The organism is Streptomyces sp. NBC_00887 (assembly GCF_045207585.1).
In genome coordinates, this window is record NZ_CP108788.1 from 1 (window position 1) to 20,210 (window position 20,210).

Here is a 20,210-nt window from a genome sequence, read left to right on the forward strand (position 1 = left end):
CTGGCGGCTCTTGAGTTGGGCCTGGCGGCCTAACTTCGTCCTGACGGACGGACCGGTTAGGGCGTCAGGCCTGACGGCCTGACTGTGAGTGTGTGCTGGGCCTGACGGCCCGTTGGTTGGTGAGGTGTCAGGCCTGACGGCCTGACTGTGTTTTGGGTGGCGTGGGTTAGGGGTTTGCCCCGTGGCGGGGAAAACTGTCTGCATGTTTAGGCCTGTTCTGGCCTGGTGTTTGTAGGTGGCGGGGTGTCAGGCCTGATGGCCTGACTGGCGGTTGGGTTGGTGGGCTTCATGTTGGCGCCTGCCAGCGCTGCTGATGTCATTTTTGTTTTTGGGCAGGGATTTGATTTGCTCTCCCCTGCCCGGAGGGGGCCTGACGGCCTAATCTTGGTGTGGTGGGGTTGCGGGCGCCACGAGTACCACGGTGTTCCGCGGGGTGTCGTGTCGGGGGGGGGTTCTCTCTTTTTGGGTGGGGTGAGTTGAGCCTGAGGGGGCTACGCCCCCACAGTCCTGGAACGGCCTGTCTGTTGAGCAGTCCTGACGAATGTTCATGAGGATTGAGGAGTTGCATCCAGTCTCCTTGCCCTTCGTTGCTCGTTTCGGCGTGTACTCAGCCGACGAACTCGGTCCGAGAAGGCGGCAGTTGCATGACGGGAAGCCGGCGAACCAAACCAAACAGCCTCTCGCAGGCTCCCTCTTCCCGACCCCCGCGCCGGCTGACGCCAGCGCATGCAGGGCGGCCCACACTCGTTTCTCTACGGCACGTCACAACACAACGAAACAGGCTGATTCGGCACTAAGATCTCCGAACCGAGTACTAGGGGGACAACATGGCCATCGACGTAGTCGACGCTGTCAGGCTCGCAAGGACGAACCGGCGGAGGGACAAACGTCTGCTTGCCTGCGAGGAGGAGCTCGATCAGCGGACCGCGGAGGAGAACGCTGCCCTGCAGAAGGCAAGGCAGCTACTCCACGACGAGGCCATCGTCCCCTTCCGTGATGTTTTTCAGTGTCTCAAGCACGTCGATCTGGTCGAGCTGACCGCAATCGAGAGACCAACTATCGGCGGTGAGGCGGTCATCGAGCCTCGGCAGCCGCTCAGCATTGCCTGGCCGTCTGCTGTCGGCGCGCTGGCAGGCGCCGCGCTCCTAGTGGTTGGCCCGCTTGTCGTTGGTCACGTTGCCAAAGCAGGCCCTTATCACGCGGTGCGAAACCTCGGCTCCGCCTCCACCGGCAGGGCGATAAAGAGGCTGAACGGAGCGGCGGCCCGCAACGCCACGGAAGCCTGGTTTGGCCGTGGCTCTCTCGCCGCGGGCGGTGGCGGGAGGGCGGCCGGGAAGGAGTTGCTGTTCAAGATCGAAACGGCTTCAGCCAGCCTCACGCAGAAAGCCATCGCTCAGGGGCAGATCCAGGCGCTCAGAGACGGCCAGCTGAAAAAAGCCCGGGACCTGGAGCGGTGTGAGAGGAGGATCAGCGAGGTGCAGGACGCTGCGCCCGCCTTGCACGAGCGCAGCAAGGACATGCAGCGCGTCCTGCAGGACCTCCGGTTCATGCTGGTAGGACGGCTGCCGTCATTCACCGCGCTGGTCGAGGCGTGCGACGACTTTGCCCGATACGATCCCCGTCGGCGCGCAGAAGTGGCGGCGATGGTGGAACTCGACGGCCTCGCCCTCATGGTCATGGGCTGCCCGCTCACTGACGCGGAGGAACAGATGACCGAGGAATCGGGGCGGGTCGTCGCCGAAGTCGAGGCTCGACTGTGGGCGATGAAAACCGGGTCGTGAGTTCCGTACCTCGGCTTCGGGACTGGTGAGCTGGCATGTTCAGGTGCCGCCTATTCGGGGCCGATTCCACATGGGTTTCGCGCTGAGTGGTCAGCGTGAGCATCGGCGAACTGCGCAAGCTTGAGCGCGGACCGGCGGCTCCGGCGCCACGCCCTGGAAGACCTCCCACAGCCCATCCGGGACCAAGCGCACAACTATGTCCATGCTCAGAACAACGAGGGATAGCCAATCAAGACACCGTCTAAGGCGCATGGGTCGGCCTACGGGCGCCAGAACCTGAGGAGTCGGCGGAGACTGGCTGCTCGTCCCGGCTGCCGCTCGCCGCTGTCATGGGCGGCCAGCAGGCGGCGGTCCCGGTCCTGGTTCTGATCGATTTCCGACGGCGAGTAGCGGCGGCTCCAGCGGACACGGCCGTCGCGGATCCAGTAGTGCGAACGGCACGGGAGGGACCAGTTGCCGATCGAGGGGGTGAAGGAGACGTTCTCGCCGTTGTAGGTGAGGGACCACTGGGCCGGGGAGAGTGGTGTGACGACTTCGTGGCCGCATCCGCAGCAGCACAGGTGGCCGCAGGTGCGGTAGGGAATCGAGATGTAGAGGACCCCTGCGTCCATGGTCGGGGGGAAGGTCTCGGTGAAAACCGGGCGCAGGGTCTCTTGTGGGGTCACGGGAGGTCCTCGTTGGCGATCTCGTTGGTGATCAGTGAGTACGTGGTGTGGCTTTCGTCGGTGACGTCGGCGTAGATGCCGAGGGAGCGTTTCCAGCGGATGACGGCCAGGATGGCGTTGAGCGCGTTGAGGTCGGCGGTCTGGATGTTGCTTGCGTAGGCGTCGCGTTCAGGTGCTGGCCGGGGGATGCGGTGGCGTGCGGTGTCTCGGCGGCCCGGAAGGCTGGTGGTAACACGGAGCAGTCCGCTGAGGTGGCCGTCGATCTGATCGATGCCCATGCCGACGTCGATGAAGGGCACATCGTGGGCTTCGAGCCAGTCCATGATGGCTGGCTTGGTGGCGGCGTCGTCGGAGGCTAGGAACACGAACGTCGTCCCGTCGAGAAGGTCGAGGCTGTCTTCGTCGAGGTACTGCGTGCAGCTGGCCACTCCGCGGTGCATGTTGGCGTAGATAGAGGCGAAGTAGGCGGCCTTGGGCGGGCGTTCGCGGAGGGCGTCGAGGGTGGGTGCGCCGGGTGCGCGGAAGGCGTTGTGGTTGTCGAAGGTGTCGCCGTCGATCAGGAGGATTGAGTCGACCTCGGTCTTGGCGACCTGGTCGAGGATGTAACTTCCGCTGCCGCCGAGGCCGACGATCACGATGCGCTGCCCGCGGAAGCGGCGGTTGATGGTCGTGATGCCGGCGCGGGAGGTGGCGGTGTCGCGGTAGGCGAAGGGCGTATCCTCCTCGATTTCCTGGTACGCCGCGCCGGGGGTGGGTGTGGCCGAGGGGTCAAGGGCGTGGGCGTGGTCGGCGACGATCCGCACGTACGCGGTGATCTTCGTGTACTGGTCGGGGTAGCCGTCCGGGGGCTTGCTGGAGAGCATGAAGTTCGCCTGCATGTCGTCGGCAATCGCCCTGGGATCAGAGGTGGCAAGAGTCAGGGGGCAACCGTGCTCGTTGCAGGGGGTGGAGCCGCTGAACCAGATGCGGTGGTCGGTGCCGGAGACGAGGCGGTCTCCGGCGACGGTGACGGGGTGGGCGAGGAAGCCGTTGGTGACGGTGCGGTTCTCGGTGACGTACGGGATGCGGATGATGACGTGGCCGGCGACGAAGGTGACGTCGTGGCCGTCGTCGAGGAGGCGGGAGAGGTCGGGGTCACGAGCGAGAAGTGCGGTAGACATCGAAGACCATCTCCTTCTTCACTCGGACGCTGTGGCTGGCGGTGAGGCTGCCGGTGCCGTGGCCGTCGTGGCCGCGGCTGTAGCGGACCGTGTAGGTGTCCTGGTCATTCGGCTGCTGGCCCGGGTAGGCGAGGTCGACAACCTGTTCGTAGGTGATCTCCTTCGCCTCCCAGGTGTGGGGGCGGGCGTTGACGATGATCGTGACGGGCTTCGGCTTGTGGCTGTCCTGGGACATGAGGTTCTCCTGAAGTGGGGAGCGCGTGCTCGGACCGGTGTGCGCCGGGAACGCCTGGCGCGCCGCCGCGTGGGCGGCGCGTTCAACGGCCGGTTGATGGCGGCGGGTCAGCGCCGCGGGAGGGCGAGGAGGTTGTTGGTCCACACGCCGTCGGCGTGGGTCCGCAAGTACTTCTCGCCCCTGGAGGGCGTGACGACGCCGACTTCCGTGCGGTGTCCGGCCGCGTCGCTGGTGTAGGCCTTGCCGGACTTGTTCTCGATCCAGTCGACGATCTGTGCCCGGGTGCTGTTGCCGGTGTCGCCGGAGGTCTGGTTGGTCCACCACAGGTGCGTGATGTGCTCGTGCGTGGTGCCGCCGGCCGTCAGGCGCACCGCGGTGATCTGGATAGCCATGTTGTTGTTCCTGCTGTTCCTGCCGGCAGCGTTCCGATGAGTTCCCGCGGCCGGCGCCCGGGTCCCTTGAGCACCCTGGGTGGGGTGCTTCGCCTGGGACGGACGACGTAACTCGCGGGTAGGCAGGAGTGTGTGGCGGACGGGCCTTACGGGGTGTCAGGAGCAGTCGAGGCAGCGGTCGCTGTCCGCGGGGAACATGGCGGGCGGGTGCACGATGAAGCAGCCGGGGCAGGTGCGGCCGGGGTTGCGGGGCGGGCAGGCGCAGCGGCCGCAGTCGGGGCATACGGGGGTGCGGCAGCGCTGGCAGGCAGGATCGAAGGAGCGGTAGTGCTCGTCGCAGTTCGCGCAGATGTAGCTGCGTGAGCGGGGGCCGGTGTCGGCGGTGGGCGGGGTGAAGGGGCGCCAGGGGGCGGAGTCGGCGACGAGGACGGCGACGAGGTAGCCGTCCATGGGGGCGGTGTCGGTGTGCAGTTCGCGTCCGAGGATGCCGTCGCGGTAGCGGACCTGGGTTCGTCCTTGCGCACGGCCGGGGCCGGTCAGGGCACGTTCGATGACGGGGATGTCGCCTTGGAAGCCGCCGCGCCGCAGGGGTGGCAGGCCGTGGGAGGCGGCGAAGGCGAGGTGTCCGGTGGTCTTGAGGAGGAGGACGTGGCCGGGCGCGGGAAGGTGCTGGGCTGCTCGCACACAGACGGCCATCCGGGAGGCGTTGCTCGCCGCCCACAGGCGGGTGATCGCGGAGGCGGTGGGCCCTTTGGCGTCCAGGTGCTGGTCGACGAGATGTGCAGGAAGCAGGATCTCGGCGGCGAATGCGTCGCAGGCGGCGTCTTCAAGGAGGAGTCCACCGTCCGGTTCCCGGCTGAAGGGCTCTATGAGGTCGAAGCTGGTCCTCTGCAGGTGGTGACCGAGTTCGTGCAGGGCGGTGAAGTCCCGCCGTGCGTGGCTTGCGGATGCTGCGACGGACAGCCGGGGCGGGGGGCCGTAGTCGTACGCTCCGGCGACGCTGCATCCTTGACCCGTCTCGTTCTCGGGAACGTCTTTGACGGTGAGCTCGGGCCAGGTCCGCAGTTCCGCGAGGGCGCCCTGCGTGAGGCGTTCGACGGCGCCGGAACGTATCGCCTCGAGCTCTGTGATCATGGCGACAGCCTGGGTGCGGGCGGCGCCGGCGAGCACGTAGTTGACCACCTCAGGGTGCCCCCTTTTCTCTATGCGTCCAGGAGGAGTTCGAAGTAGCGGTCGGTGCGTGCGGTCCAGTTCGGCTGGGTCCGGTCGCGGTCGCGTGCGGCCAGGGTGTAGATGCCATAGACGGCACGTAGCCGCGCGTCGTGTTCCGTCTCGTCATGCTGGGCGGCGAGCTTCTTTACCTGGCTGCGGCGCAAGGGGCGGTTGAGCTCGTGCACGACGGCGGGCGGCACTGCGGGGTTGGCATCCAGGAGGCGTCCGGCCGGCTGTCCGAGGAGTGCGGCGAGCCTGGCGGCCTGTTCGGCGGTGAGAGGCTGCTGTCCCCTCCACACGTCCAGCGCCAAGGGCACCGGAAGTTTCAGCTCGGCCGCGATCTGCTGGGTGGTGATGCCGTGGTCACGAAACATCTGGGAGAGGCCTCCCGACCCTTGCGGCGCCCACCGTGCCGAGGCGAGGACCTCCACGTGGTCGGTGAGGACGGCACGGTATTCGCTGACCGCCGCGGACAAGACGGTACCGCTCCCCCATCGGGCGCCGGTCACAGTGTCGGCGATCGTCTGGGAAGTGAGGGTGTCAGGGCGGCTGGTCAGCTCGCTGACCTGCCGGTCCAACACACACCACGGCACGGTGGTCTCCAGGCCCCACCACAGTCCAAGCGGCTGCTCCAGCGTGGTCGCTTGGGCGGGCAGGAGCAACGTGTCGGCGTCGGCGTACCGTTCGAAGGAAGCAGGAACGGCTCGCACGGTGTCGTCGTCACCGGTCAGGGTGATCAGGAGCAGCTGGATGGTGTCTTCCCACACCGCGCGCCAGATCTGGCCGGGGCGGGGGTCCTGGGGTGGTGTGGTGGCCACGCGGTGGACGGCGTCGGGCACCTTCAGGCCCGCCGCGGCGGCTACCAACCTCTGGTAGGCAGTGGTGTGGACAGAGCTCATGCCGTCTCCCCCGTCTCCTCGGCTGCGGTCCATCAGCGCATTCTCTTCTCACTGGGTCCAGACGACGTAACTGGGGCCGTTCACGACGCAGCCTCACCGCAGCGCCGCAGCAGCGCGGCCATCACTGCCTCCGGGTCACTGTCCAACGACAGGGCATCGCGGAGCATGATCTTGAGGTTGGACAGGACAAGAACTGCGTGGCCCTGCCGGATCTCCAGCAGCTGCGCCGCGTGATGCGCGTCCTTGTCGAGGTAGGGAAGCAGCAGGCGCTCGTTGAGTGAGAGGCGCCGCCAAATATCCTCGGCCACCCCCTCCGTCCCGGTCGGGTCCGGCGCGGTAGTGGCCGCATGCTGCTCGACAATGGCGGCGACGGTCCCCTCATCGGCGAACAGCCTGGTCACTCGGGCCGGTGCCAGGAGCTCGAAGCGGGCCTCGAGAACCTTGGCGAGGTCTTCCTCCCGTACCGCTCCCTGGGCGTGCTGCAGCACGCCCAGCAGGATGGTTTTGAGGGCGTGGACGGTCTGCTTGGGCGTTGGGCCGGAATGGTTCCAGCGGGTGATGCCGACGCCTCTGACGCGCGCGGCATGGCCAATGAGATCATCGAGGTCCCCCTGCCACAGAGCTTCTTCGGAGTGGTCGGCCAGCGCCCAGCGCGGCGGGGAGCCGTTGCTCTTGCGGTAGTCCGCGTCCCCGCCCATCAGCCGGGCGATACGGCGCCGGAGTTTGCCTCGCGGTGTCTTCTTCGCCTCGTCGATGAGGAAGTTCTTGATCGACGTCAGAAACAGTCTTTCCAAGGAGGCTTCGTCGGCGGCCTGGGTGAAACAGACGGTCACGAACCGTTGTCCCGCTCCTTCCTGGGACAACATCGCGCTGATCACGTCGTAAGCCGCGTCATCGCTCCACACCGTGTGCCCCTCGGGGGGTGGAAAACCGGTGCCACGGCGCACCTGGTGAACCAGCCTCCGCAGCAGTTCGAACGTGGCCGGCCCCAACCCGCCGGTCTGCAGCTCCTCGTACGCGCTTTCTGTCACGAGCCCCACCCCGATCCCTGCTCCCCACCAGACGTCTGCGGCCGTGGGGTTTCGAGCCTGCTTACATCAGCATCCGTCTCCGGTGCATGCGACACGCGCATATTTCCCTACCGTGACGAGGGACCCGATCTGAGCAGGGAGCGGGGTTGATCCCACTACTCAACCCGGGATGGGTGCGTGACGCTCAGGCCCATCGCCTCGACCGCCAGCAGCTCGCACCACGCACCGGTGTCACCCGGATCCGGCGCGTCAAGCACGCCAACCTCTTCTGAAGGTATCCACGTACGCATGCCTTTGATTCGGAGACGTGGGGCCGCACTCACAGCTTCGATTGCCATAGCGAGAGGTGCACGGTACTCATCGTCTGGTTCGGCTGAGGGACGTGCGCCTCGACCCTAGGATGAGACTGGGGTTTGAGAAGGCGGAGGTAGCAAGTGACGCAGGTCCTTGTTGTCGGAGTGGGTGACTTCAACGAGGATGACGAGCTCGACGACGAAGATCCTCTGGCTCCCCCCAGCACACTGGAGGCACTGCCCTCCGTGGCACCGGCCGTCGGCGCCCTGACCGCGCAACTGGCCAAGACTCCCGGACTGAACGTGCTGGGCGGCACGGCCTCGCTCGATCCCGACTACAAGACGCTCACGCGTCTGTGGCGGGAGGCGCTGCGGCAGGCGCAGGCCAGCGCTGGTGCCGAAGCCCTCATCGTGCACTTTGCGGGGCACGGGGTCGCCGGTCCTGGGAAGGGGCTCTTCCTGGCATCACGGGAGACGACCCGGAAGGATCTGTCGTGGACGGCTGCCCAGGTCGGTACCTGGCTGGGTGAAGCTGAGGCGATGGTGGGCGGGCCGCCGGTGCTGCTGCTGCTGGACGTATGCGGGGCCGGCAGAGCCGTGGTGGAGCAGCTCCTGGACGGCATCAGGGCGGAGGACCGGCGGGTCTGGGTCATCGCGGCGTGCGCTGCGGACGAGAAGACGTACCAGGCCCGGTTCACCGTGGCGACCGGAAGAATCCTGGAGCGGCTGCGTGAGGGGCAGCTCGACATCTCCCCCGCGGTCGCGCACGTGCCGGTGGACACGCTTGCACGGGAGATCGACCGTGAGCTCGCCCGGTCAGCGGCGGATGAAAACCGGCCGTCGCAGAGTGTGCTGCGGACGACTCATCCGGAAGCCCGCGCCCTGGTGCCGTCGTTCCTGCTCAACCCTTCCTACCGGGAGACAGCCGGCGGCCAGTTCCGGCAGACGATCGACGTGGGGCTGTGGCAGTTCGCGACCGCAGTGGATCCCGCGCTCGACCCGTTGCACTTCATCTCGCGCGCTTCGGGAACGCCGCAGCAGCAGGACATCGGCCAGGGCTGCTTCTTCACCGGGCGCAGCGAACAGCTGGAGGTGATCAAGCGGTGGCTGGAAGGCCCTGGCGAGCAGACGATGATGATCGTGACCGGCAGCCCCGGTTCGGGAAAGTCCGCACTGCTCGGGGTGGTGGTCTGTCTGGCTCATTCGCAGCTGCGGGAGGTGTCCCGGCAGGTCGCCAACGCAGTCCACAGGGATGTGCGACCTGAGCCGGACCCCTATCTGGTGGCGGTTCACGCCCGGCAGCGGGGCCCCGCCGAGGTTCTGGCATCGATTGCCGCGCAGCTCAGCCTGGATGCCGAGCCAGGCCGCGGCTGGAGCACTACGGTTCTGCTGAACCGGATCGGTGAGAAGTGCGACCGCCCGGTGACCATCGTGGTCGACGCCCTGGACGAGGCGTCTTTGGACATGGCGCTGATCAATGTGCTGAGGCAGCTGGCTCAGGGACGGCGTCGGTTCGATGCAAAGGCTGCTGACAGGGACCTCGTGCTGTGCCGGGTGCTGGTGGGGACACGGCCGTGGTGGGACAGGTACGCGGCACTTCTCGAAGACTTGGCTGACGGGGCACAAATCACCCGCCCGACCGACAGCCGCCCGTGGTGGACGAAGTATGCGTCTTTGCTCAAGGAGTTGGAGGACCGCGGGCTGCTCGTCAATCTGGACGGCATCTCGGCGGATCAGCGGACGACGGAGCTGACCGACTACCTCTGTGACGTTCTGGAGACGTCTCGGGCATACAGCGGGCGGGGAACTGCCGAGGTCCGCAAGACCACCGCTCGTGCCGTGGCACAGCAGCTGGGGTTGCGCCACAAGTCCGGCGCGTTCCTGCTCGCTTCCCTGTTCGCGCACTATCTCGTCCACCGGGAAACTCCACCGAGCGTTGAGGAGGTGGTCGAGAAGGTTCCGGCAGATCTGCCGACCATGCTTGACCTGCATCTGGACGTGCTGCAGCGGGAGCACCCGGCCATGTCCGCCGTGCTGGCGGCAGTGGCCCACGGATACGGGCAGGGCATGCCGCTCGAGGTCGTGCACAGCGTCGCGCAGGCATTCGTCGTGGCATCCGGCGGCAAGGCGCCGGATCTGGATGATGTGCGCAAGGCTCTGTCGGCGGCATCGTTCTACCTGCGGTTCAGCACCGACACCGACGGGCAGCAGCTGTACCGCTTCTACCACCAGAGTCTTGTCGACCATCTGCGCGCCACGTACGCCCGGGTCAGACGGGTGGAGATCTTCAGGCGTGTTCTAGATACGGTTCCCGGTCCTGCCGAGTTGACTGCGCGCCGGTTCGGGCTGGCCCTCCCTTACGTGCTGCGGCATGCCGCTCAGCATGCCGCTGATGCCCGGACCGTCGATGAACTGCTGTTGTCCGCTTCCTTCCTCGTGTACTGCGATCCACTGCTGCTCCACGAGCACACCCGCGGCCGCACGGTGCGAGGGCGGATCGCAGCGCTGATGAGCCATGCCGCGCTGTCGGCTGCACACGAACCGTGGCAGCGCCGTGAGTGGCTGAGGAACACGGCTGCGGTGTGGGACGAGTTGTGGCTCGTGGAAGCGCTTGACGCGCTAGAGGAACCCACTGCGCAGCGTCCCCGGCAGGCGATGCTCGACTTCGTCTGGGGCACGTCGGCAACACTCGTCGAGGACGGGCCAGTTTCTTGGGGAGACTTCAACCTCATCCTTGTGCAGTGCTCGCAGCGCTGGCTGGCAGTCGGTGAGGCCTTCACCGGACAGCTACAGGTGTGGGACGTCCATCTGCATCGCCTGCTCTTCCCTCTCGAGACGCCCGACACGGCTCCTCCGGAACTGTTGTGCGCCAGGTACGGGGCTTTCGGCACGCTCATCGCAGGGGGGATGTCCGACGGCCAGGTCGTGGTGTGGAACGCTGACACGGGCCTGGTCAAGACCACGGTTCAGACGGATGCGATTCCCTTGACCGCCCTCGGCCTTGTCGAGCAGCACGGCCAGGCGTTCGTCGTGGCCTGCGGTGGTGGGGAGGTCATCGCATACGACCTGAGGGGGAACAGAGTCGCTTCCCTGAATGTGATCGACGCCTGGCTGTCGCGGATGGAGGCCGACGGGGACGTGGAAGACCTCCTCGAACCCGACATGGACATCGAAGGCTACGACTGCACCGCAGTCGATATCACCGAGCTGGACGGGAACGCGGTATACGTGGCCGGCGCTGTCGACGGCGCCGTGCACGTATGGAATGCGAACGGCAGGGACCACGTGGTGTGGCCAGGGGGCCAGAAGCCCATCTTCAGCCTGCAGATCCTTCGCGGTCCCCGGGGACCGATCGCGGTGACGGACGCTATGGACGGCACCCGGGCGTGGGATCTGAAGACTGGGGCGTCACGGCTGCTGAGCAGCATCAGGAGGGCCGATGCTGGAGCAGTCGTACTGCACAACGGCGTACCGTGCTTCGCGTACTTCGAGCCGGGCACCGGCATCTGTGCGCAGCCGCTGGACGGTGGCCCGGTGGTGCGCGGTGGTGTGTGTGAGCTGCCGCAGCGGCTTGCAAGCGTCAGCGTTTTGGCGACGGATGGAACACGGTGGGCGGCGATAGGCCAGATGGTGAGCGAGACGTCCACATGGAACCAGCCGATGGCGTTGCTCGCCCAGAGCGCGCGCGACGGCAAAGCATCGCTGAGGGTGGCAACCGGACACGACTCCCTGTTGGAATACGTCGCTGTGGCCAAGGTGGTCAGTAATGGGCGGCTTCCCGCTGTCAGCGTGGACGAAGAGGGATCGTTCCTCGTCTGGGACGCCCTGACGAGCGCGGCGCTGTGGGGCGGCATGAGAGGCGCCATCAACGCCGTGAAGGTGGGGGGCCTGGCTGGGAAGAACGTCGTATTCCTGAGCCACGGCTTTGGCGGCAGCAGCAGGATCGAGTTCCTGGATGCCGGCAGCGGGCGGGCGGTCCGCGCGCCCTATACGCCGCCGGACACCGTCGAGGAGCTGTCCGTCGACGACTCAGGTGAAGTCACCAGAGTCTTCGTACGTACGAGTTCTGGTGTCTGCATGTTCGCGCTCCATGAAGGCAAGCCGAAACTGACGCTTTATGAGGAATACGAGGAAGATGACCTTGAGTCGCCAGTAGCGGACTGCTTTGCCTGGCAGCGGTACGGCGCCGACGACACGATGGTCATCGCTCACACGACACACACGTTCGTTGACTCGAGGTGGAAGGCGGCCCGGAGCCTGACTGTGCGTCACGCGTCTGGTGTCAGCCGCCTACTGGACACGGAGACACCAGCGGTGGATGCCTTGGCGATCGGCCGGTGGGACGAGCACGACGCTGTCGTTTGCGGTGAGGAAGCCGGCTTCATCAGGGTGCTGAGTCTGAAAACCGGCCTGGAGCTGTCGCGCTTTCCTGCTCATACGGGGGGCGTATGGTCTGTGGCGTTTGTCAGAGTCGCCATGGAAGAGTTGTTGGTGACCTCGGGGCAGGACCATCGTGTCCGTGTCTGGGATCCTCGTGATCCGGGCGTAGCGCGGGAAGAGGTCGTCTTTCCCGACAGCCTGGGCAACATCGCTGTCAGTGACGCGGGCATCTTCGTAGGGTTCGGCACCCGGGTGGCGTTCTTCGCCTGGTCGAACCGCGCCGACGAGACGGACACAACACGGGAATCGGGGAGCTGATGGGGCGCATTGTGGTGGTCCATGGGGTGGGCAACTTCCAGAAGAGGCTGGAGCCTGGGGCTGCGGCGCGTAAGCTCGCCGACGGCTGGCAGGGCTATCTGGCGCATGGATACAAGGAGGCCGGCCTGGACCACCTCACGGTTCCCGGCATCACGGTCGCTTATTACGCATATCTCCTGCGTGACGCCGAGGGGCAGGGAGCAGGCGACGAGCTCGACCAGCTCTCTCCGGCCCAACAGCAGGCGGTTCTGGGGTGGCTGCGTGTGGTGGGCATGCCGGATGAGCCTGCGGAGAGCCAGTCGTGGGGCGGGATGCCGGTACGGCAGGCTATCGATCTCGTCGCGCGCAGGCGGGGTCTGACCGCACGGGTGCTGGGACGGATCGTGGTGGCGTTCATGCCGGAGGTCTACAGCTACCTCGCCTCCCCCGAGCGCAGGCGCCGGGCGCGGGACGAGGTTGCCAGGACGATCGAGCACAGTGGGGCGAAGGTCGTCGTCGCGCACTCTCTCGGGTCGATCGTCACCTACGAAGCCCTGCACGCTTATCCCGATCTCGGTGTGGAGGTCTTGATCACGGTCGGTTCCCCGCTGGGGGTACCCGGGGCTGTGTTCGACATGCTGGATCCGGCGCCCGATGCGTCCGGCCGCGGCACGCGACCCCCGGGTCTCCGCCACTGGGCCAACATCGCCGAGGCCGGTGACCTGGTAGCGCTCCCCCGCCGCCTGGGCGACCGCTTCCCTGTCGACTCACACCACGAGGCCCACATGTCGCCTGTCGACTTTCATACCCTTAACACCTATTTCGCCAGCGGTCTGACAGCGTCCGCGCTCGCCCCCTATTGCGTGGCGCCGTAAATGGTCCTAACAGAAGCCTCTGATGATGTGACTGTCGGCTTGATTGTTCGTGGGGAAGAGAGAGTCGCGTCCGTGGATCGTCTCGGATGAACTGTGGTCGCTGAGCGAGCCGTTGTTGCCTGTTCCAGTCCCAAAGCTGGTGGCCGGTCGGCTGAGGGTGCCTGACCGGCAGGCGCTGTGCGGGATCTTGTTTATGCTGCGTGGTCCCAGCCCGGTTATCCGCGCACGGCCGGGCAGCAAGCACCACATCCTTGTGGACCGTCAGGGCATCCCGCTCGCGGTGCCCCTGACCGGAGGAAACCGTAACGACGTCACCCAGCTGATGTCCCGGGACTCGTCGGACGACCACGTCGACGGCCTGACATCCTCCTCGGCGACTGCGGCTATGACCACGACAAGTACCGCCGCCTGGTCTGGGCTCGGGGCATCAAACCGGTCATCGCTCGCCGCGGAGTACCGCACGGTTCCGGCCTCGGTGTTCACCGATGGGTTCGAGCGCACGAGGCGCGTAGCCCCCTGGTCTGTTGAAGTCGGTCAGGGGCCTGGGCGGCGACGAAAGCGGAAGTAGGCGTGGGAACGGCCTACGAGCAGCGGCTGACCGAGTTTCGGCCGCACCCCGTCCCGGCGGGGGCGCAGCCGGGTCGCGGTGAGGATCAGTCGCAGCGAGCGGGCGGGGCGCCAGCCGGGGTCGGGGGGCTGTGCGAGGTGGTCATCGAGTGCGGCGCGCAGCTGGCCGTAGAACACCTTGTCGCCCCGCATCAGGGAGCTGGGCGGCGTGTGGAAGGGGGTCGAGTGGTTGAGTAGCCGTTCGAGGTCGCCGAGCTCCAGCCACAGCCGGCGTACATCGGGGCCGAAGGGCATGCCGTAGACGAGGTGGCAGGCGAGCAGCACTCCGTTGAGGCCGCTGGCGCTGGTCCCGGGGACGTCGATGTCGACGTCCTCGTACTTGCACTGTTCGAGGACGGCGCGGTAGACGGCGGTGGTGGTGTCGGGCGGCCGGTCCTCCTGGGGCTGCCGGGGGACGCAGCGCGTAGGCGGGCTAGTTCGCAGCATGCTCCGCCCATTCAGACGGCCAGGCTGACCCCGCCGCGCATGGCGACGGCCAGCCGCAGTTCCTTGTTGCGGCGGCCTTCCGAGGGAGTGCTCATGCCTCATCGTGAATCGGCTCTCCGTCCTCCGCACTTCGGTCGCAACGGAGGGCGAGGTCGGTAGGCAACGGCTCGGACAGCTTCATCACCTGCACAGGCTTCACCTCGCACTGACAACGAGGCTGCGGCTGCTGTGCGTGAATCGGCCTTCGCTGTCCGAGGTCGCTGGCGTAGCACGAGTGGTCACGACATGCCGACGGCGCCCGTGCACGGTGCGGGCGCCGAGGGAATGGGGATGAGCGGGGCTGGGGGCTCAGCTGCGGACGATGTTCTCCGCTTGCGGCCCCTTCTGGCCCTGCGTGATGTCGAACGTCACGGCTTCGCCCTCGGTCAGCTCGCGGTATCCGTTGCCGGAGATGTTGGAGTAGTGCGCGAAGACGTCCGGTCCGCCTCCGTCCTGGGCGATGAAGCCAAAGCCCTTTTCGGAGTTGAACCACTTCACGGTGCCGCTGGCCATGCTGGTCCCCCTGGTCAAATTCAGCAGCGGCCCTGGGACGGGCCGTTGCGGCGCCCTTTCTTCGGGCGGCCACTCCCGTCCTCCCCCAGCCCGTCCACACCTACACTCACCAGTCCGATCTTGTTACCCAGAACGCGACGATGGCCATGCCATCCGTCTCAGGCCAGCCGGGCGACGCCACCGAGCGATGGGCCCGATCGGAGAGTGAAAAGGACTGATCGTCCGTCGTGGAGACGAAAGCACTGCTTGACCAGGCTGCCTGCCCAGAGCATGTGCCTACAGGTCCGCGCCGAGCGCTCGCTCCAGCTCCACCGCGTGCTCAGCCATGCCCTGTTTCCATTCGTCGCTGTCCTGCTCGGCGATCTCCCGCCACAGCGTCGCTGTCGCGGCGCCGAACGCGGCCAGCACTTCAGGCGCAGCGTTACACCACGACGGAAAGCGGTCGGCGAAGGCGATGGCCTGCTCGGCTGAGTGGCCTGCGTCCATGAGGCGCAGCACCAGGGCGCCGGGGTCGATCCACGCGGCTCCCCGGGTGGGCCACGCCCAGTCGACGAGTCGAGCTCGTCCCTGCGTGATCAGGACGTTGTCCGGAGCGAAGTCGGTGTGCAGCAACGTTTTGCCCTCGAAGTGGTGGAGTGTGCCCGGTGGTGCGTAGTCGGCCCATCGGTCGGCTGCATCCTTGATGTCGACGTCTGCCGGGGCGGCGATCCCTTGCAGCTCCGCCAGGGCTGCCGCGACGAGCGACAGGTCGGCCGAGCCCGGCGAGTAGTCGGCGTGCCGGCCGTCGATTACCTCGTAGCCGAGGATGCTCCAGCCGTCGACCGCCAGGTGCCAGTACAGGTGCGGGCAGGACGGTGGCAGGTGTGGTGCCACGGCGGCCTCACGGCGCTGGGCAGCGGCCTGCGGGTGGTCGGCGGGGATGCCTTTGACGAAGATGCTGCCGTTTTCGGTACGGAGGACGGAAGCGATGCCGGAATTCATGCCACCGCTCACGGTCGTCGCTTGGTGCACTGCGCCGGTCTTGTCGGCGACGGCCTGGCGGACGTCGGCGGGAAGCTGATCGAAGGGGATGCGGGACATGGACACGCGCACTGTTCCTTGGCTGCCGGGATGAGGGATGCCGCCCCAGCCAGGGTACGGCTTGGGGCGGCATCCGAGGGGAGAAGGCGGGGTGGGCCCGAAAAGGGTTAGTAGGGCTGGTCGTCGCCGGCGGAGCAGCTGCACTCAGCCGCTTCGGCTGCCTCGTCGAGGTCGGCGATGATCCGGATCTCGTCGTCCCCGATCGGGGAGACGTTCAGCGGCACAGGGAGGGCGCCGGCCGCCCCTGCGCGCGGGCGCAGACCGATAATGACCGGCACTGGTCCCGGGCGGGTGAGCAGCGTGGTGGGTGGTGTCATGATCCGTAACCTCCGTGTTGGCAGTAGAGCTCTCGTTGGTCTCCCGCCTCCTGGTAGAGCTTGGCCAGTGGTCGGCATGTGCGGCATGTGCCGACCTTCGTGCAGCCGGAGCATCCACCGGTGCGGAGTTGTAGGGACTCGGCGATCGCGCCGAGTCGGGTGAGGCCTTCGACGCCTTCGGCGATGAGGTTCACGCTGGGGTCGCGGCCGACTTTGCAGATCGAGGCGATGCCGTGCGGGTTGGCATGGAAGAACGTGTGGCCCGCGTTGCAGCCGGTGAAGACGCTGCGGGGCGTGAGGTGGCTCTGGGACTGCGTGGCCAGAGGGTTCGCCTCGCCGTCGATCGTCGGGGACATGTTCGTGAACACCTGGTGCGGGAAGCCGTACCTCTCGCACATGGCCACCATCGCGTCGACCTCATGCGCGTTGTCGTCGGACACGATCACGTTGAGCCGGACCGGGAGTCGGTCCTCGCGGGCGGCGTCCAGGCCCTGTGTGAACCGGTCGAAGGCGCCGCGATTCCTCGTGACCTTGTCGTACGTGTCGGCGGTTGCTCCGTAGACGCTCAGTGTCAGCCGGTAGGGGCGGTGCCGGGCGAACAGGTCCCGGATCGGACGCTTGCGCAAGCTGGAGCCGTTCGAGGAGACCTGCACCATCATCCCGAGCTGGTGCGCGTACTCGTATGCCGCGCCGAACTCTCGGTCGATCAGCGCCTCGCCGCCGGTGATCTGTAACCACAGCACCCCTGCATCCCGCATCACCTCCAGGAGCCGCCGCTTGCCATCCCAGTCCAGGCCCTCGAACCGCTTCTCGCCGAGGTAGCAGAACTCGCAGTCGTAGTCACAGCCGAGGTTGATCTCCCACGACGCTTTGGCATACCCGTACTGCGACCGCTCGCGAACGAGGACGACGTCACCGAGGGCGGCTTCAGGGAGCTCAGCACTCCAGGCCCTGGCTGCCGCGTCGGCCAACCAGGCTGGAACGGGCCGGTCACTGCCTGCCAACAGTTCCTCGTAGCGGGCTTCGGGGATGCGGACGCCTGCCGCCTGGCCCGGCTGGACGAGCAGGTACTGCCCGAGGAAGGGGCTGGCGACGAGCCGCGGTGGAGCACTGCGGGGCGCGGGCTCTGCTTCGCTGACAATCACGCGGGCAGTCACATGAGCCTCCACGGGTAGCAGGGTCTGTCCTGGATTTGGCCCACCCAGTGGCGAGGTGTGCGGGGCACGTGCCAGCCGGGGTGGGGGTCGTTGGTCGCTGGCTCGTTTCCAGGCCGGGCGTTCATTTATGTCGCTGGGCCCGCGTTCCCTTGGTCAGTCCAGTTGGCCGAGGACCGGGTTGGGCGAGACTCCAACGGCTGGCCGCGACCAGCTGGGCGACCGCCTGCGGCAAGCACAGCATCGCGGGCGAGTCCATGGGCACCGACCAGTACACCCGGACGCCGTCGGCCCCGGTACGGCCCGGACGGGGCACCCCGAGGCTGGACTGACGCCCCAGGCACACCGTGCTTGAGACATCCCACCGCGCAGCCGTGCTCGCCGGCACGAGAGCGTAGTACCAGTCGGCGTACCGGTCGCAGATGACCGGGCCCTCCAACAGGGCAGCGACGAGGTAGGCGTCGATGACCACAGGTTCGGTGCTCCGGGCTGCGGCCTGGACCACGGAAGCCGGGATGCGTACGGCGGAGAAGATCGTGCCGCAGGACAGCAGGGCAACATGCCGGTCGTCCCACTCCGTGCGCGCCTGGACGCGGTTGGGTGCCGCCGCCAGCAACCAGTGCTCGACAGCGAGTTGCCGCTCCGCCGCAGTGGTCACATGGGGACAGGCGCGGGCGGCAACCCGAATCCCTCTGGGCGCCACCGTCACGGATGGGGTCCGGGTACGCTCGTGCACGATGACTCCTCGTCAGTCGTCACCCCGGGCAAACGGTCAGCACCGCCCCCGGGGGCTAGGCGTTTGAGAGTGGACTTCCTGCGAAGCCGCCGCTTCCCAGCCCGGGGTATCCCCATGATGGGTAGACGCCGTGGACGACCGGCGCGCAGACTCGCGTCAGCAGGAAGAGTGCCGCATGACCTACCAACCACCCACGGCCTTACCGCGTGACCTCCTCCACGAAGACGACGTGCAACGCGCCCTGGCCGACCATGACTTCGGTGTGATCTTCCGGATTGCGCGGGACCGGGCCGGCATCAGCTACTCGAAGATCGCAGCCGAGTGCGACATCAAGCCAGAGCGGGTCGGAACGCTCGCCCGGGGCCGGGGGCGCATCACAAGCTTCGAGAAGGTCATGCAGATCGCGGACGCCTTACGCATCCCCGGGCACCTGGTCGGTCTCGCGCCCCGCCCATGGGAGGCGGACGGCGCTCCTGCTGGAACGTCCCGCGCAGAGAACGGACCGCACGTGCGCCGCCGAACCATCCTCCAAGCAGCAACCAGCACCAGCCTGGCCGCCGCCCTGCCCGCCCTCCACCGGCCTGACACGCCCCGCCGCATCACGCACGCCTACGTCGACCGGCTCCGCGAACGCACGGCCCGCCTCCGACGCCTGGACGATGTCCTGGGCGGCGGCGACACCTACCGCGTATACCTCGGCGAAGTGCAGTTCACAAAGGGCCTCCTACGGCAGGGCTCGTTCACCGACGACGCACGCCGCCGACTCACCGCGCTCCTCGCCGAACAGGCGCAGCAAGCCGGATGGGCAGCGTTCGACGCAGGCCGCACACGCGACGCCACCACGCTCTACGAGGAGAGCCGCAGCTACGCGAAAGACGCACGCGACCAGAACCTCTACGGCAACAGCCTGGCCTTCCTCGCCTACCGCACTATCCCTGACGACCGGAGCACCGCCGTTACGTTCGCCCAGGACTCTTGCGCCACCATCACCGCCCACACGCCGTCCACCGTCCGTGCCCTCCTGTACGAACGCCTCGCGTGGGCCTGCGCCGTTGACGGTCAGCCGACAGGAACGCAGAGCGCCCTCGACGCCGCACGCGAGGCCCTGGACAACGGGCAGGACAGCGAGCCTCAACCCGATTGGTCCGTCTGGGTCGACCGCACGGAGCTGGACATCATGACCGGCCGCTGCTGGACCGAACTTGGCCGCCCCTTGCGTGCTGTCCCCGTCCTGACCGATGCCCTGGGCCGGTACTCCGACGACCACGCGCGCGACAAGGCCTTGTACCTCTCCTGGCTCGCTGACGCCTACCTCAGCGCCGGTGAGGTCGAGCAGGCAGCCGAGACCGTAGGCCGCGCGCTCGAACTCGCCACCGGCGTGGCCTCCATCCGGCCTCGGCAGCGCATTACTCCCCTGCTCGACCGGCTACGGCCTCACGCGGACATCGGCCCGGTCCGGGACGTCCTGGAGCACGCTGCCGGTTAGGCCCCGTCCACGGAGTCACTGATCCACTTCAAACACCGGTCGGCACCTGCAGCGATCGGCACGGCACACACCTCCGGATTGTCCCAGGGATGGTGCTCCAAGAGGTAGGACTCCAGCTCTGGATACCGGTCGACCGTCGTCTTGAGGAGGAGTTGCCACTCTTCACCGGTGCCGTACTCCCCCAGGTGCCAGAACACGCTCGTGACCGGCCCGATGATCTGAGCACCAGCAGCAAGCCGCTGCTGAACTGCCGGGCCCGCAAGCGCTACCGCCTGATCTTTCGTCTCCGTGGCCGTGGACACCTGCACGTAGTCAGTCATGCCGAGGAGCCTAACCAGCCAGGCACGAGGCAATGCCTCCGCTCGAACGCCGATGCACTACGCCCGCAGCGGTACAGCAGCGCACGCCGACACTTGCCCCGGACGGGCCCATGGACAAGGGCGTTGCGGTGTATTCAGGGTTTCTGGACAGGGTCGTGAGGTGCCGGTGGGCTTGCTTACACGGGTCTTCCGCGAGGGTTGGCTGGTGCGGTCGTGCTGGTTGTTGCCTCGCGTTGGTGGGGCCGCGATCGCGGCGGTTGGGCGGTGCGGGATCCCGGTGCAGCTGTGTCTG

18 protein-coding genes and 1 pseudogene are annotated in these 20,210 nt (G+C 67.1%); 5 read left to right on the top strand and 14 right to left on the bottom strand.

What is annotated here, in order from left to right; genetic code table 11:
* Nucleotides 1-827: 827 nt before the first annotated feature.
* The gene (locus tag OG844_RS00005) at nt 828-1,781 is read left to right on the top strand and encodes a hypothetical protein (RefSeq protein WP_406387236.1); all 954 of its coding nucleotides are present in this window, start codon (nt 828-830) and stop codon (nt 1,779-1,781) included.
* 260 nt (nt 1,782-2,041) lie between these two features.
* Here OG844_RS00005 and OG844_RS00010 read toward each other — a convergent pair whose 3' ends face one another.
* From OG844_RS00010 to OG844_RS00040, 7 genes are all read right to left on the bottom strand, one after another.
* Nucleotides 2,042-2,446 carry a DUF6527 family protein gene (locus OG844_RS00010; protein ID WP_406387237.1) on the bottom strand — a complete coding sequence of 135 codons (405 nt, stop codon included), beginning with the start codon at nt 2,444-2,446 and terminating at the stop codon, nt 2,042-2,044.
* Nucleotides 2,443-3,606, bottom strand: a complete 1,164-nt coding sequence (locus OG844_RS00015) for a ThiF family adenylyltransferase (protein ID WP_406387239.1) — start codon at nt 3,604-3,606, stop codon at nt 2,443-2,445. Before OG844_RS00015 ends, OG844_RS00010 begins: the two co-directional genes overlap by 4 nt.
* Entirely contained in the window at nt 3,581-3,841 is a 261-nt protein-coding gene (locus tag OG844_RS00020; protein ID WP_406387241.1) for a multiubiquitin domain-containing protein, read from the bottom strand. The genes OG844_RS00015 and OG844_RS00020 overlap by 26 nt, the downstream gene beginning before the upstream one ends.
* 107 nt (nt 3,842-3,948) lie before the next feature.
* Nucleotides 3,949-4,233 carry a DUF3892 domain-containing protein gene (locus tag OG844_RS00025; RefSeq protein ID WP_406387242.1) on the bottom strand — a complete coding sequence of 95 codons (285 nt, stop codon included), beginning with the start codon at nt 4,231-4,233 and terminating at the stop codon, nt 3,949-3,951.
* A 156-nt stretch (nt 4,234-4,389) separates the two neighbouring features.
* Nucleotides 4,390-5,415 (bottom strand): ImmA/IrrE family metallo-endopeptidase, encoded by a 1,026-nt coding sequence (locus OG844_RS00030; protein WP_406387244.1) that lies wholly within the window; start codon nt 5,413-5,415, stop codon nt 4,390-4,392.
* A gap of 20 nt (nt 5,416-5,435) precedes the next feature.
* Nucleotides 5,436-6,344 (bottom strand): hypothetical protein, encoded by a 909-nt coding sequence (locus OG844_RS00035; protein WP_406387245.1) that lies wholly within the window; start codon nt 6,342-6,344, stop codon nt 5,436-5,438.
* Between the two features lie 80 nt (nt 6,345-6,424).
* Nucleotides 6,425-7,375, bottom strand: a complete 951-nt coding sequence (locus OG844_RS00040; RefSeq protein WP_406387246.1) for a hypothetical protein — start codon at nt 7,373-7,375, stop codon at nt 6,425-6,427.
* A 434-nt stretch (nt 7,376-7,809) separates the two neighbouring features.
* Here OG844_RS00040 and OG844_RS00045 point away from each other — a divergent pair, with 434 nt between their 5' ends.
* From OG844_RS00045 to OG844_RS00055, 3 genes and pseudogenes are all read left to right on the top strand, one after another.
* Nucleotides 7,810-12,366 carry a hypothetical protein gene (locus tag OG844_RS00045; RefSeq protein WP_406387247.1) on the top strand — a complete coding sequence of 1,519 codons (4,557 nt, stop codon included), beginning with the start codon at nt 7,810-7,812 and terminating at the stop codon, nt 12,364-12,366.
* On the top strand, nt 12,366-13,220 hold the full coding sequence (locus OG844_RS00050; protein WP_406387248.1) for a serine peptidase: 855 nt from the start codon (nt 12,366-12,368) through the stop codon (nt 13,218-13,220). Before OG844_RS00045 ends, OG844_RS00050 begins: the two co-directional genes overlap by 1 nt.
* Nucleotides 13,221-13,263: 43 nt before the next feature.
* Nucleotides 13,264-13,712: pseudogene (locus OG844_RS00055) on the top strand (transposase); the annotation flags it as partial.
* A 42-nt stretch (nt 13,713-13,754) separates the two neighbouring features.
* Here OG844_RS00055 and OG844_RS00060 read toward each other — a convergent pair.
* The 6 genes from OG844_RS00060 to OG844_RS00085 all read right to left on the bottom strand — a co-directional run bounded on the left by OG844_RS00060 (nt 13,755) and on the right by OG844_RS00085 (nt 18,112).
* Nucleotides 13,755-14,273, bottom strand: coding sequence for a hypothetical protein (locus OG844_RS00060; protein WP_406387249.1), 519 nt, complete (start codon nt 14,271-14,273; stop codon nt 13,755-13,757).
* Between the two features lie 348 nt (nt 14,274-14,621).
* Complete coding sequence (locus tag OG844_RS00065; RefSeq protein WP_406387250.1) at nt 14,622-14,825, bottom strand: cold-shock protein; 204 nt, start codon at nt 14,823-14,825, stop codon at nt 14,622-14,624.
* 276 nt (nt 14,826-15,101) lie between these two features.
* Nucleotides 15,102-15,905, bottom strand: coding sequence for an aminoglycoside phosphotransferase (locus OG844_RS00070; RefSeq protein ID WP_406395931.1), 804 nt, complete (start codon nt 15,903-15,905; stop codon nt 15,102-15,104).
* Nucleotides 15,906-16,012: 107 nt separating this feature from the next.
* Entirely contained in the window at nt 16,013-16,222 is a 210-nt protein-coding gene (locus OG844_RS00075) for a hypothetical protein (protein ID WP_406387251.1), read from the bottom strand.
* Entirely contained in the window at nt 16,219-17,364 is a 1,146-nt protein-coding gene (locus OG844_RS00080; RefSeq protein ID WP_406395933.1) for a radical SAM protein, read from the bottom strand. The genes OG844_RS00075 and OG844_RS00080 overlap by 4 nt, the downstream gene beginning before the upstream one ends.
* Before the next feature lie 136 nt (nt 17,365-17,500).
* Complete coding sequence (locus tag OG844_RS00085) at nt 17,501-18,112, bottom strand: hypothetical protein (RefSeq protein ID WP_406387252.1); 612 nt, start codon at nt 18,110-18,112, stop codon at nt 17,501-17,503.
* Between the two features lie 175 nt (nt 18,113-18,287).
* Here OG844_RS00085 and OG844_RS00090 point away from each other — a divergent pair, with 175 nt between their 5' ends.
* Nucleotides 18,288-19,598, top strand: a complete 1,311-nt coding sequence (locus tag OG844_RS00090; protein ID WP_406387253.1) for a helix-turn-helix domain-containing protein — start codon at nt 18,288-18,290, stop codon at nt 19,596-19,598.
* On the opposite strand, the gene cutA is transcribed toward OG844_RS00090, so the two are convergent.
* Nucleotides 19,595-19,918 carry a divalent-cation tolerance protein CutA gene (cutA, locus tag OG844_RS00095; protein WP_406387254.1) on the bottom strand — a complete coding sequence of 108 codons (324 nt, stop codon included), beginning with the start codon at nt 19,916-19,918 and terminating at the stop codon, nt 19,595-19,597. The two genes, OG844_RS00090 and cutA, sit on opposite strands and share 4 nt — an antisense overlap.
* Between the last annotated feature and the right edge of the window lie 292 nt (nt 19,919-20,210).